This window comes from Actinosynnema sp. NPDC050801, assembly GCF_040673975.1.
Taxonomy (GTDB): domain Bacteria; phylum Actinomycetota; class Actinomycetes; order Mycobacteriales; family Pseudonocardiaceae; genus Actinosynnema.
Genome location: NZ_JBFAQZ010000012.1, coordinates 164,368 through 178,190, shown reverse-complemented (window position 1 = coordinate 178,190; position 13,823 = coordinate 164,368). Strand labels below are relative to the sequence as shown.

General features: G+C 71.4%; 5 protein-coding genes. 1 reads left to right on the top strand and 4 read right to left on the bottom strand.

Annotation, left to right across the window (positions count from 1 at the left end):
- Positions 1-2: 2 nt before the first annotated feature.
- From AB0K14_RS25890 to AB0K14_RS25875, 4 genes are all read right to left on the bottom strand, one after another.
- Positions 3-6,452, bottom strand: a complete 6,450-nt coding sequence (locus AB0K14_RS25890) for a polymorphic toxin-type HINT domain-containing protein (protein WP_360459282.1) — start codon at positions 6,450-6,452, stop codon at positions 3-5.
- A gap of 422 nt (positions 6,453-6,874) precedes the next feature.
- On the bottom strand, positions 6,875-9,802 hold the full coding sequence (locus AB0K14_RS25885; RefSeq protein ID WP_360459280.1) for a BTAD domain-containing putative transcriptional regulator: 2,928 nt from the start codon (positions 9,800-9,802) through the stop codon (positions 6,875-6,877).
- A gap of 78 nt (positions 9,803-9,880) precedes the next feature.
- The gene (locus AB0K14_RS25880; protein ID WP_360459278.1) at positions 9,881-10,741 is read right to left on the bottom strand and encodes a calcium-binding protein; all 861 of its coding nucleotides are present in this window, start codon (positions 10,739-10,741) and stop codon (positions 9,881-9,883) included.
- Positions 10,742-10,837: 96 nt separating this feature from the next.
- On the bottom strand, positions 10,838-11,977 hold the full coding sequence (locus tag AB0K14_RS25875) for a trypsin-like serine protease (protein WP_360459277.1): 1,140 nt from the start codon (positions 11,975-11,977) through the stop codon (positions 10,838-10,840).
- A gap of 362 nt (positions 11,978-12,339) precedes the next feature.
- Here AB0K14_RS25875 and AB0K14_RS25870 point away from each other — a divergent pair, with 362 nt between their 5' ends.
- Positions 12,340-13,728: a HAMP domain-containing sensor histidine kinase gene (locus tag AB0K14_RS25870; RefSeq protein WP_360459275.1), complete on the top strand. Its 1,389-nt coding sequence runs from the start codon at positions 12,340-12,342 to the stop codon at positions 13,726-13,728.
- The last annotated feature ends 95 nt before the right edge of the window (positions 13,729-13,823 follow it).

Genomic DNA, 13,823 nt, shown 5'->3' with positions numbered 1-13,823 from the left:
ACCTACCTCGGAATCGTCATGCTCGCTCCCCGCCCGGTGGCGTCCTGGACCGAGCGGTACACCATGAAGTTCACCTTGCGGCCCGCCATTCTGCTCAGTTCGCCGCGAAGGCCGGCGAGCCCCAAAGTCCGCAGCGCCCGGCGGTCGAGCGGACCGGTCCGGATACCGCCGGACCTGGTGGCCAGGCCGGCGCCCTGCGCGGCGCCGAAGATGTCGTCGCCGGCGAGCGCGACGTCGAAGTCGCTGCGCCTGCCGACGTCGAAGGGCGCGCCGGTGGTGTACTTGCGCCCGGTCACGGCGCTGCCCTGCATGACGCCCTGGGCGCCGGGGTAGCCGGCCCGTGCCAGTCCGTCGTGCAGTGACCGGCCGAAGCTCTCGAAGTCGCCCCGGTTGGCGAAGCCGTGCGGCGTGGACTCGCCGCAATTGTGCACCAGCACGTCCTCGTCGGCGACACCGACGTAGTACGTGTGCACCCCGTGCACGGTGAGGTTGTGGACCTTGCGGGGCTCGCTCCACTGCCGGGTGCCGAGGACCTCCCGGCGCTCACCGTCGGCGGTCAGGACCAGGTCGCCGACCCGCAGCCGCTCGGCATCGACCCAACGACCCTGGTCGTCCACCCAGAACGGGTGCTCGGCGGTGGCGACGACGGTTCCGGGCGTGTGACCCGCCTCGATGGTGAGCTCGACCAGTTCCTTGGCGCCCTCGCCGACGATCAGCGCGGTGACCGGGCGGGCGGCGGTCGCTCCGGTGTCCGGGTCGCCGGCCAGTACCTGGTCGCCCTCGCGCACCTCCTCGATCGGGCGATGCGTTCCGTCGGCCATGAGCACCGGCGTGCCGGGGGTGAAGCTGTTGCGGCACGCGCCCGAGCCGCCCTTGGTGGCGCTCGTGCCGCCACCGTTGGCCGCCTTGCCGCCGCCCGAGCCGCCGCCGGAGGCCTTCTTCCCCGTCGACGCCGTGCCGCCGGCCTTGCCGCCCCCGCCACCGGAGGGTTTGCCACCGCTCGCGCCGCCGGCCTTCGGCGCCGGTTTCGGCGCGGGCGCCGCCTTCGCGCCGTTCGCCCCGGCATCGGCGGCCTGGCCGGCCGTCTTCGCCGTGCTCTGCCCGGCGGTCGCCGCCTTCGCGCCGCCCTGCGCCGCCTCGGCGCCCTTGACCGCGTACTTGCCCGCCTTCACCGCGGTGGCGCCCCACCCGGCGAACGGCACCGCGGCGGCCGCGGACAGCGCGGCGTTGGCGTAGTCGCCGTCGGAGGCGTACCAGGCGGCGTTCGCCAGGTCCGCGGCCTCGCCCACGACGGGGATCACGCCGACGACGTCGAGCGCCGCGTGCCCGACCTCCTTGGCGTTGTCCTTGACCCAGTCGGCCGCGTCGTCGAGCCAGCCGTGGCCGTCGATCTCCACCTGCGACAGCGGGTTGCCGGCGCCGAAGGCGTAGCGGTTGTTGGTCCACGGGTCGGTGGTCATGCCGAGGTCGGCGAGCGCACCGTTGTAGAGGTCGAGCGTCAGGAACCGGTTGAGCCCCGGCGAGTAGTCCCGGAACCCCATGTCGTAGGTGTCGGTGCTCTTGTCGTGCCGGGCCGTGTTGAACCGGTAGGAGTTCTCCTCCGGCTTGTCCGGGTCGGCCTGGTCGGGCTTGTCCTCGCCGGAGAACTCCTGCTCGTCGTCCTTGCCGTAGGCGGTGTAGCCGTAGGTGGACTTCGTGTCGCCCTGCGAGTCGGTGACCTGCTCGACGTCGGAGTGCGGGTTGAACCCGTAGACCGAGTCCTCCTCGCTCCCGTCGTCGGCGTACTTGACCTGCGCGAGCAGCTCGCCGTCGTTGGAGTACTGGTAGGACTTGCGGAGCTTGCCGTTCTCGTCCTCGGTCAGGACCTGGTCGGACAGGCCGAGGTAGTGGAACGCCGTGGTCTTGTCGCCCTCGACCCTGGTCTGCTGCCGGTCCAGCGGGTCGTAGGTGTACCTGGTGGTCTTCGGGCCGGAGCCCTCGTCCTTGACGTGCTCCACCTTGCGGTCGAACCCGTCGTAGGTGTACTTCTCCAGCTGCTTGCCGGACTGGGTCACCTGGTGCAGGCGGCCGAACGCGTCGTAGTCGTAGTTCGCCCGCTGCCCGTCCGTGGTGGACGACACCAGCCGGTTGCGGTCGTAGTCGAACGCGGTGTGCGCGCCGCCGACCCGCTGGTCCCAGACGTTGCCGTTGTCGTCGTGCTTGTACTCCTCGGTGCGCTCGCCCTCGCCGCCCTTCTTCGTCACCTTCCGCACCCGGTCGCGCGGGTCGTAGGTGTAGGTCGCGTCGGCGTTGATGGTCGCGCCGTGGTCGTCGGCGTTCTGCTTCCTGCCGTCGTCGCGGACCTTGTTGGAGTTGGAGTCGTATTCGAGGTTGTGCTCGACGACGACCTGCCCGCCGTCCTTCTTCCGCTCCAGCTGCCGGCGCAGCAGCCCGTCGAGGTAGTAGGTGTAGTCGACGGTGTTGCCGTTGCTCTTGACGTGCCGCTCGACGTGCCCGCGCGAGGTGTAGGAGAACGAGTTGACCTTGCCCTGGTCGCCGTCGTCCTTCTTGTTGGTGACCTTGGTGACCAGGTCGCGCGCGTTGTACTCGTAGAGCGCCGACTTCCCGTCGAACCCGGCGAACGTCAGGTTGTCGTTCTCGTCGTAGCGGTAGTCGGTGGTGTGCTTGACCGCGCCGCCCTTGAGCTCCTCGACCTTCTCCGCCAGGTTCACCGCGTTGTACGCGATGCGGTAGGCGTCGACCGGCGAGCTCGGCGTGGAGTCGGTCATCTCCACGAGGTTGTCGTTCGGGTCGTACCGGTGCTCGAAGACCTTCTTCTCGTTGTCGGCGTCGGCGCTGTTGTCGCGCACCAGCTGGACGGCGTCGGCGGCCACGGTGCCGTCGGCCCGGCCGGACAGCGTGATGGTGCGGGACTGCCCCGCCGACATGGCGTACTTGCCGATGCTGGTCCACTCGCCGGCCCGCTGGGTCTGGTCGACCCGCGCGGTGCTCGTGCCGCCGTTGTGCTCGACGGTGTACGCGGCGTCCGTGGCCGTCCCGCCGGGATGGCGCACCAGCACCTCGTACGTGCCGTCGGCGGGCACCGCGGCCTTCCAGGCGAACGCGGCGTCGTCGGCGTCGGTGGCGCGGTACGCGGTGCCTTGGAAACCCCTGCCGGACTCCTCGGTGCGCCAATTCCCCGTCACCTGGGTCCGCGCCGCGTTGGAGTTGTCCACGACGACGACGTTGCGCCCCACCGGCACGCCTTCGTCGGAGCGCTTCTTGAGCTTGCCGTCGGGGAAGTACTCCCACGTCTCCACGCGCTGCGCCCCGCCGCCCGCGCTGGTCACCGTGCGGTTGGACTGCTGCCCGGTGGCGGTGTAGTCGTAGGCGGTCTTGATGTCCCACGAGTCGGTGGACGTGCGCAACCACCCGTTGTCGTAGTACGTCTGCCGGGTGATGTTGCGGACCGACTCGCCGTGCGACGTCGGTGCGCTGACCTCCACCAGGTCGCCGACCTCGTTGTAGGTCTTGATCGTGCCGACCGGCGTCTTGTGCTCCGCGTCGTCCGGGTCGTAGGGCAGGATCTCCTCGCGCACCCGGTTGAGCTCGTCGTAGACGGTCTCGGCGACGAAGTCGTCGGCCTTGTCCGGGGTGTCCACCCCGCGCGGGTTGATCGTGCGGGTCAGGTTGCCGACCTGGTCGTACTCGTACCGGGTGGTGAAGTACCGGATCGTGCCGCCGTCGGAGCTGTGCGGCGAGCGAACCTCCCGCTGCATGCCGCGCTCGTCCAGCTCGATGAGCGTCTCGTTGCCCTGCTCGTCGGTGCTGGCCACGACGTTGCCGTCGCGGTCGTACCGCGTCTTCGCCGAGTGGCCGTCCGCGTCGATGGTCTCCAGCACCTGGTGGTTGGCGTCGAAGACGTACCTGGTGGTGAAGTCGTCGGGGTCGGGCGACTTGTTCTTGCGCGCGTCGACCTCTTCGACGAGGTTGCCGACGGCGTCGTACTCCGCGCTGATCACGTTGCCGTCGACGTCGACGGCCCGGATGGTCCGGTCGAGCTCGTCGTAGGTGAACGTGTAGGTGAAGTCGTCCGGGTCCTGCGGGGTCAGCATCCCCTTGGGCTCGGTCTGCTTGAGCAGGTTGCCGACCGCGTCGTAGGCGAACGTGGTCAGCTTCTCCGGACCACCCGCCTCGTCCTCGGGCGCGTAGACGCCGACCTGCCGGTCCATCGCGTCGTAGACGGCGCGGGTGACGGCGCCGTTCGCCGCGGTGCTGGTCACCACGTTGTCGTTGCGGTCGTACCGCGGTCCCGGCGTGACGATGTAGGCCCCGGCCGCCTGGTCCTTCGGCTCGCGCGTGTCGAGCGGGCGCTTGAAGATGTCGTAGGTGTAGCTGCCGGTCTTGCCGCGTGCGTCGGTGATGGAGGTGACGTTGCCGACGTCGTCGTAGCGGTAGGCCGTGGTGCAGTTGAGGGGGTCGGTGATCAGCCGCGGGTAGCCGTTGGCGTCGTAGTCACCGTACTTGGTGGTGTTGCCGTTGGCGTCGGTCTGCTCGATCAGGTGACCGAAGCCGTCGTAGGAGTAGCGCGACGTGTAGTCGTTCCCGTCCGGGGTGGCGTTGCCCTTCGGGTCGGTGACCGCGAGCAGGTTGCCCTTGTCGTCGTAGGTGAACGTCCACTTGCGACCCTCGGGGGTGACCTTCTCGGTCAGGTCGGCGACGTGCCCGCCGAGTTCGGTGCGGTAGCCCAGGCGGGTGGCCGGGCCGTTGGTCCGGTTCGCCTCCGCGTCGCGGATCTCCAGCGGGAAGCCGGTCTTCTGGTCGTAGGTCCAGGTCTGCGTGGCGCCGTTGTGCTCGACCAGGCGGATGACGTTGTTGTCGGCGTCCCAGTGCAGGTGGGTGGTCTCGTGCTTGGCGTTGGTGATGCGCTCGGCCCGCCCGTAGCCGTCGAGCAGGGTGCGGGTGGTGTGGCCGTTGCCGTCCACCAGGGCGGAGTCGACCTTCGAGCCCTTGTCCGCGTCCGGGTCGACGTAGTCGAAGCCGGTCGTGGCCCGGCCCCGGTCGGTGACGGTCCGGACGTTCCACTTGCGCAGCGCTTCACCGGCGCCGGTGAAGTAGTCCACCCTGGTGGTGCCGCCGTTCGGGTCCACCACGGACAGCAGCTTCGCGTTGGCCTCGTCGTAGAAGAACGTGAAGGGCTTGGCGTCCGGGTTGCCCAGCCCGTCCACGACCTCACCCAGGTGCCCCTTGTCGGTGTAGGTCAACGCCACCACCCGACCGGACACGTCGGTGACGGACTTGAGCTTGTTGATGATGAACAGGTTGTCCAGGTTCGTCCCGGTCAGCTTCCTGCCGCCGAGGATGTACGAGAACGCGTCCCCGCGCTGGTAGTAGTCCAGGGTCAGCGTGCGGCGGCCGGTGGCGTCGGTGACGTGCTTCAGCACACCGGTGTTGCGGTTGCCCAGCAGCGCCCGCTCGTAGGTGAACGACATGGTGTTGCCGCTCTTGTCCACCGTCGCCGTGTGGTAGCCCTGCGCGTCGAAGAAGAACTCCGTGCGCTCCGGCGTGGTGAACACCCAGCGCCGCTCGTCATCGCCGCCCGGGAGGTACCGCAGGTACAGGTGCACGCCCGCCGGCGCGTCGTAGGTCCAGTTGCGGCTGTCGGCGCTGTCGTGCTTGTTCAGCTCGAACACGTGCCCGGTGCCGTCGCCGTCGACCAGGCTCACCGTGGTCGGCCAACCGAGCAGCCCCGGCAGGAGGCCGCCGAACTCCAGCGGTGTGCCGAGCCGGTTCAGCGTCGACGCCGTGACCGACCACCCGGGGCCGGCGTAGGAGTTCGAGGTGTCCGAGGAGTTGTAGGACAGCCGGCTGAAGCTCGCCAGGCCACGGCTGGGGTTGGTCAGCACGTCGTAGTTCCACACGGCGTTGCCGGAGAACTGGTTGACCGACAGGTCCCCGCCCGCGCCGGTGGGCAGGCTGGCGTAGGAGTAGAAGTGCTCCAGCCCGAGCTGGTCGGAAGTGGGCTGCTCCACGCGCACGTCCAGGTCGAGCGTGGGCACGCCCGCCGTCTCGGACAGCCACCTGCGGGTGCTGGTGTCGTAGACGTCCCACCGCAGCGTGAACTGCTCGCGGTCGTTGCCGATGTCGGCCAGCGCCGGGGCCTTCACGCGTGCGTCGAGGGTGACCTCCGCGCCCGGCGCGAGGTTCGCCGGCAACGCCGTGTCCAGCCGGTTCCCCGCCGTGGCGTCACCGCCGTTGGGCAGGGTCCAGTGGTAGGACAGCACGTGCCTGCCCGCCACCAGCGGTGACTGCGTGGTGTTGCGGACGGTCACCCGCACCGGGTGCTCGTCGCCCGGGATCATCCGCCGCGGCGTGTCCGGCGCCGCGTAGGCGGCGGACGCCTGATCGGCCTGGATCGGCCTGCTCTGCGGCGCCTGCGCGGACGATTCGGCCGCCTCCGCCGCCACGGCCACCTGGGTGCACCTCGGTGACGGTGGCGCGGCCACCCTGGGCGCGGTCTCCGCGGCTCTCGCGGCCGGTGCCGGCACCGGTGACAATCCTGCCGCCACCAGCGCCAGCAGCGAAGCGGCAGACCAGAACAGACGTGCTTTCCCCTTGTTCACGCGTTTCCCCCCGCGCCGTGCGCAGGCACGCTCCACCCATCGGCGGTCCCCGAAGAACGCCGCCGACGTGAGCAACCTGCGTTCCACCCCTACGAACAACAAGGCCTCATGATCCCCACCAAGGCGGCCTTGCGAGCATTCAAGCACAGCGGACGTGTTCGGTGATGGGCTTTCCAGGTGACGGGACGGCCGTCGTGGACCTACTCCGCGTAGAGCCGGCGCCCACGTGCGTATTCCACGTGGGAAGGCAGAAGTGCATACCTGCCACCAGATCACCGCTGGACGGAACGATCCAGTCCGTCCGGGCCGGCGGGCTCGGCGAGCACGTCCGCCACCGAGAGGCCCGTCTCCAGGCTGACGGCGTACCGCTCGGCCGACGAGAGCCGCCGGGACAGCGTCTCCTGAGTCTGCCGGAGCCAAGCCCGCTCCTGCGCGGGCACCGGCACTCCCAGCTCCTCCCGGATCGTGGTGGCCAGCCACAGCAAGCGGTACGCGTGCACCGGTCGGTCGACGTGCGCCGCCGCCAGTGCCTCCAGCACGCTCGCCTGCCGCCACCGGTCCCCCACCTCGTAGTGCACCCGCAGCCCGGCCCGCAGCGCGGGCACCGCGTCACCGCCCTCCCGCAACGCGATCAAGCCCAGGATGTTGTGCGTCCAGGCGATCCCCTCCCGGAAGTCCAGCTCGACGAAGTGGCTCAACGCCTGTCCCGCCAACACCCGCGCCCGCGTCAGGTCGCCCGAGTACAGCGACACCGCCGCCAGGTGCACCCGCGTGGACGACACGTTCTCCGCATCACCCAACGCCCCGTAGTCACGCAACGCCCTCTCCAGCAGCGGTTTCGCCCCCGCGAGATCACCGGCGAGCCACGAAGCGAACCCGGTCATCTGGACGACGTCCGTGCGCCCCGACTCGTCGTCCGCCGACTCGTAGGTCGCCAGAGCCTCGGCATACCAGGCCATGGACGCGCGATACTCACCGCGCTCGCACGCGATCGAGCCCAACAACCGCCGGCACTGCGCCATCCCCTGCCGATCCGCCAACTCCCCGTGCGCGGACAGGGCACGACGGGCGAAGTCGGCCGCCACGCCGTAAGAACCCTCGAAGTAGCTCAGGAACGCCACCGACGACAACGCCCGGGCCCGCTCCCCCGCCGGCGCGTCCGGACACCGCCGAAGCGCCTCCAGCAACGAACTCCGCCCCTCCCGGTACCGCCCGCGCGACCGGCGGTACCGGGCCAGCGCCAGAGCCATCCGCAGCTCACCCGGCGTACCGGCGAGGTGCCCCGACGCGGCCCGCAGGTTGTCGTCGTCGACCGCGAGGCGGTCCAGCCACACGGCGGAATCCGCCCCGCGCGACTGCCGGTCGGCCTCGACCGCCAGCGCCAGGTAGTGCTCGGCGTGCCTGCGCCGGGTCTCGGCTTCCTCGGAGCCCTCCCCCGCCAGCCTTTCCCAGGCGTGATGACGGATCGTCGCCGGCAACCGGTACCGCGCCCGACCACGCCGCCGGTCCACCATCACCAGGGACTTGGCCACCAGGTCGGACAGCACGTCGACCGCACGCCCGGCCGTCTCGGGCCACACCGCCTCCACCGCGGCCCGGTCGAACCCGCTCGCGAACACCGCCAGCCTCCGGAACCGTGACCGGCCCGCCGGATCGAGCAGGTCGTAGCTCCACGCCAACGTGTCGTCCAACGCCCGGTGGTGCGGCCGGTCCGGGTGCCGGTGCGCCCGCAGCAGCGCCGGATCCCGGAGCCGATCGGCGATCTCGCGCACGGTGAGCACCGCCGTCCGGGCCGCGGCCAGCTCCAGCGCCAGCGGCAGCCCGTCCAACCCGAGGCAGATCGCGGCCAGCGCGGGCGCGTCGGCGTCGGTCAGCTCCCGCACGGCGGGCAACGCCGCCCGGTCCAGGAACAGCCGCACCGCGTCGAAGTCGCGGGCCTCGGCCAACGTCACCGCGGCACGGGTCGGCACCGGCAGCGGCGCCACCGGCCACACCACCTCGCCGACCAGCGCCAGCGACTCCCGGCTGGTGGCGAGCACGCGCAACCGCGGGCAGGACCGCAACAGCCCTTCGACCAGCCCCGCGCACGCGTCCACCAGGTGCTCGCAGTTGTCCAGCACCAGCAGCAGCTCCCGGTCACGCAGCCGCTCCGCCAGCGCAGTCACGTCGGGATCGCCCCGCACGCCCAACGCGTCACAGACCGCCCGCGGCACCAACCCCGGTTCCGACACCGCCGTGAGGTCGACGAACCCGTGGGCGACCGAGCCGGCGACCGCGATCGCCAACCGGGTCTTGCCGCAGCCGCCGACACCGGTGAGCGTCACCAGCCGGCGCTCGGCGACCAGGCTGGTCAGCTCCGCCACGTCCTTGTCCCGGCCGATCAGGCTGGTCAACGGCGCGGGAACGGACGCGGGAACGAAGGCGTGGCGCGTCCGCTCCCACGGCGTCCGCGGTTCCCGACCCGCCAGGATCGCGGCTTCGAGCCGACGCAACGCCGGTCCCGGCTCCACCCCCAGCTCGGTCAGCAGGGTGGTGCGCGCCCGGTGGTACGCGGCGAGCGCGTCGGCCTGCCGGCCGCCCCGGTACAGGGCCAGCATCAGCAGTTCCCACAGCCGTTCACGCAACGGGTACCGCGCAACCAGCGGCTCCAGCTCGACGGCCACCCTGGCGTGCCCGCCCAACGCGAGTTCGGCACCGCACAGCTCCTCCACCGCGTACTGCCGGGCCTCGCGCAGCCGCGCCACCTCGGCCCGCGCCCACTCACCCACCGCGCAGTCCGCGAGCACGTCACCCCGCCACAGCTCCAGCGCGGCGCGCAACGCTTGGGCCGCCTCCTCCGCGGACGGCGCCGTGCGGCCCGACCGGAGCAACGTGTCGAAGCGGTGCACGTCGACGTGCTCGACCGGGACGTCGAGCAGGTAGCCCGGCGACCGGGTGCCGATCAACGACCTCAGCCCCGCGGTGCCCAGCGCCCGGCGCAGGTGCGCGACGTGCGCGTTGAGCGTCTTGACCGCCGAACCGGGTGGCTGCTCGTCCCACAGCGCGTCGATCAGCGCCGAGCGGGACACCACGTGCCGGGCCCGCAGCGCCAGCAGGCCGAGCAGGGTCCGTTGCCGCGGCTTGCCCAGCGCCACCGGACCGCCCGGCCCGATGACCTCCACCGGGCCGAGCAGTCGGATGTCGAACGTGTCGGGGAACATGTCCGCGGGCGCCCCCTCCGAGGTCCTCGGGAGGAGGAGGCCGCACGCCCCCGGCTGATACCGCCGATGCCGAACTCCTCAGCGGGTCCGCTCGCAGCCGACGAGCCGGGCACCCTGCGGACCGGGGTCGCAGAGGTCGGACTCGACGGCGCCGGACGGTCCGGTGCCGCCGTCCAGGAGGTCGGAGCCGGAACCACCGTGCAGGCGGTCGACCCCGGCGTACCCGAACAGCAAGTCGTCACCGCCACCACCGACGAGGTCGTTCACCCCGCCGTTGCCGCCGAGGAAGTCCGCGGCCGGGCCGCCGGAGATGTTCTCCACGTCGGTGGCGATCGTGTCGCCCTCGCCGGCCTGCCCATCGTCGTTGGCCTGGCCGTCGGCGTCGGCGTTCACGCCCACGAGGTGGTCGGCGTAGCTGACCGTGTCCACGCCGGGGCCGCCGGCCATCCGGTCGGCGCCCGTGCCGCCCAGCAGCAGGTCGTTCCCGAACCCGCCGTGGAGGAAGTCGGCGCCGGGCCCGCCCTTGAGGGTCGCGCTCCCCGAGTCGGCCCGCAGCACGTCATCGCCGCCACCACCCGTCACCAGCGCCGACATCGGGTCCCGCACCAGCAGCCGGTCGTCCAGGTCGCCCAGGTCCAGCAGGATCGAGGTCACCCCGGAGAGGTCGCAGGTGACCTTGTCCGGGAAGTAGTCATCGGGGCTGGGCGTGCACTCCGGCCCCCGGGCGTCGAGCGGGCCGATGTCGACGACGTCCATGTGGGTGGCGTTCGACCGCCAGGTCTCCACGTGGTTCGCGACCCCGTCGGAGGCCCTGAACTCCAGGACCGAGCCGACCACCTGGAGCGACCCCACCGCCGGATCGCCTTCCTCGGCCGTCACCACGGGCGCCGGCGCGACGCACAGCACGGCAACCACCGCCGCGTTCACCATCGTGCGCATGATCTCTCCTGTCTCTTCACGTGTGCGCTCTTGGTATCCGGGGACGGTTGCCGTCGGGTTGCCGAGGGCCCGCGAAGGCACTCGGCAACCGGGTTCCTACTCGCAGGGGTGGTCGTTGAACGCGCTCGGGAAGGCGTGGATCCAGTCGCAGAAGTTGTTCGACCGGGCCGGGGTCACCCTGGTCGCCCAGTTGCCGTGGTAGGCGAGGACCCCGATCACCCGCCGGTCACCGCTGTTGTACTTGTAGACCGGCGACCCGCTCTGGCCGTTCTGGGCGTCGACGTTGGTCTTGATCTGCCTGGCCAGCAGGAGCTGCGCCGTGCCGTCGCCGCCGTACTGGTAGTTGTCGCACTGGCCGTCGGCCGAGGGAGAGGCGGCGCACTGGTAGGACGAGCCCGGGTAGCCGGCGGTCCAGTGGTCACCCGTGTGCCCGCTGGAACGCCACCCCAGCCAGCCGAGGTGCGCGGTGGAGTTGAGGTCCTGGAGCACGATCATCCCGTAGTCGTAGGCCGGGTCGGCCCAGTCGTACCAGCCGCTCACGCTGAAGTACCAGTGGCTGTTCTTCAGGCCGTTCGGGAAGACGCCGATCCCGTCCTGGCCGGGCGCCACCTTGCGGTTGTGGTACCAGCCCGTGCCCGCCCCGCCGCCGCCCTGGTGGATGCAGTGACCGGCGGTGAGGAGGTGCCGCGGCCCGATCAGCGAACCCGAGCAGTTCGAGGTGCTCGCACCGGGGGCCAGGATCGAGCTGATCGTCCGCCACGGGTAGCCCGTGGTCACCGGGCGCAGCACCCGGTTGTCGGGGCCGAAGATCGTCCGGGTGCCGAACCCGCCCTCGGCGGTGCTCGTGGTCCCCGGCTTCGGTTCGCCCTCCGGGTCCTGGTCGGGTGGTGTCGGGTTGTGCGGGCGGACCTCCTGCGGGCCCGTCGGTGACAGCGCGGTCTGCCGGTAGAGCCGGCCGTCCGGGGAGATCGCGACGCCGAGCTCCCAGGTCGTCGGCCGGGTGATGTCGAGCCGCCTGGCGTCGTCGTCGGTGAGCGCGGCGACCTTCGGCTGGGCGTTGGGGTCGGTGTACTTGGCCAGCCCGACGCAACGCCAGTCGCCGCGCCGGTCCAACTCGGTCGCCGGGCGGTCCGCGCACGGGTCCTCCGCCTTGGCCGCCGACGCCGTCACGACCGGGGCCAGTGCCGCGAGCAGCAGCACCCCGATCGCCAGGGCCGGCAGGTGTTCCCTTCTCATCGTGTCCCACCTCTCTGGCCCGGCGGTCCGGGCCGTGGGACACAGCAGAGGACCGCGTGGTTGCCGCGGGGCTGGCGGAAGGCTGCCGTCGGGTTGCCGCGGCCTGGGCTGTCGACAGCCTCGCGAACCAGCGGTTCCGGTTGCGGCCGGTCACCGCCCGGGTGGGCTCGGCGGCCGGGCACCCTGAAGGGACGCTGAAGTCGGCTGAACCGGATTTCAGGGACGTCGCCGCGTGGCTGGGGCATAGTCTTCGGCACGCGGCCGCAGGCGGCGGCACGCCGGGACACCACGTCGCTGGCCGGGGAGTGCACCGTTCGGCGCACGGGCTACCGACCGGTCGACCACGACGGGGGTGCGAAGTGATGTGGCGCCGATCTCGACACCGCTCGTTGCGCCTGTCGGTCACGGTCGCGGTCACCGCGGGGATAGCCGTCCCGGTTGTCGTGGTCGCGGCGTTCGCCGCGGTGTTCGTGCGGGACGAGGCGACGTGGCTCGACTCCGTGGCGCTGAGTTCCCACGTCCTGTGCAGCCCGGTCACCGAGGCGACGCAACAGGACCTCGGATTCGACCGCACCGAGGCGGTCCAGGCGGGCAGACCCCACTACTGCGTCGAGCGCGTCGAGCGGGTCGACGCCCCGCTGACCGCGGAGGAGTCGACAGGCCGGATCGCTTCCGCGTCCAGGACACCGCACGAGATCACGCTGACCCCGCAGTTGTCGTTGTGGCCGTGGACCGATACGCAGCGGGTCACCTACCGGATCACCACTGATGACGAGCGGATCCTGGCCGGTTTCGACGCCGAACGCCTGCTGTCGCCCGAACAGCGGGGCCGGTTGTCGAACGCCCAGCAGGCCCTCAACGAGCAGGTCGTGCTGCTGGCCTACGGCGCGGTGCTGTTGATCGCCCTGTTCGGCGGGATCGTGTGGATCGCCACCGGGCGGGTGCTGCGGCCGGTGGAGGCGATCCGGCAGGAGGTCGCCGACATCACCGAACACGACCTCACCCGCCGGGTCGCCGTGCCGCGCACCTACCGGGAGATCGCGGTCCTGGCGACCACGCTCAACACCACCCTCGACCGGCTGGAGACCGCGGTGGTGCAGAACCGGCGGTTCGTCGCCGATGCCTCGCACGAACTGCGCAGCCCGATCACCGCGCTGCGGGCGGAGCTGGAGATCGCCACCGCCCACCCCGACCTGGCCGACTGGCCCGCCGTGGTCGACGCCGCGCTGGCCGACACCGACCGCCTGCAACACCTGGCCACCGACCTGCTCCTGCTCTCCCGCCTCGACGACAACCCCGCCGCCGCGGTCGACCAGGACACCGTCGACCTCACCGCCCTGGTCCGCGAGGAGGTCGAGCTCCGCCGCACCCGGCACGCCCTCACCATCGACACGGCCGACGATCCGGTGCCCGTGCGCGGTAGCCGGGCACTGCTGCGCCGACTGCTGGGCAACCTGCTCGACAACGCCGAACGCCACGCCACCACCGCCGTCACCGTCCGTCTCACCACCACCGGCGACCACGCGGTGCTGGACGTCCTCGACGACGGCCCCGGCATCCCGCCCGAACACCGCGAACGCGTCTTCGACCGCTTCACCCGCCTCGACGACGCCCGCACCCGCGACACCGGCGGCACCGGCCTCGGCCTGCCCATCGCCCGCCGCATCGCCACCACCCACGGCGGCAGCCTCCACGTCACCGGGCACCCCACCGGCGGCGCACGCCTGACCGCCACCCTCCCCCTGCGGTGACCAGTTCCCCGCCGGGTGCGCCACGACAGGATCTGCCGGTAGCTCGCGCGATGCACTGCGTAGCCTGGTCGTGAGAAGCACCCGGCACGTCGCGG

Excerpts from the sequence above, each read along its gene's own strand:
- AB0K14_RS25885 (WP_360459280.1), bottom strand. The coding sequence starts at position 9,802 with ATGTTCCCCGACACGTTCGACATCCGACTGCTCGGCCCGGTGGAGGTC.
- AB0K14_RS25875 (WP_360459277.1), bottom strand. The coding sequence starts at position 11,977 with ATGAGAAGGGAACACCTGCCGGCCCTGGCGATCGGGGTGCTGCTGCTC.
- AB0K14_RS25880 (WP_360459278.1), bottom strand. The coding sequence starts at position 10,741 with ATGCGCACGATGGTGAACGCGGCGGTGGTTGCCGTGCTGTGCGTCGCG.
- AB0K14_RS25870 (WP_360459275.1), top strand. The coding sequence starts at position 12,340 with ATGTGGCGCCGATCTCGACACCGCTCGTTGCGCCTGTCGGTCACGGTC.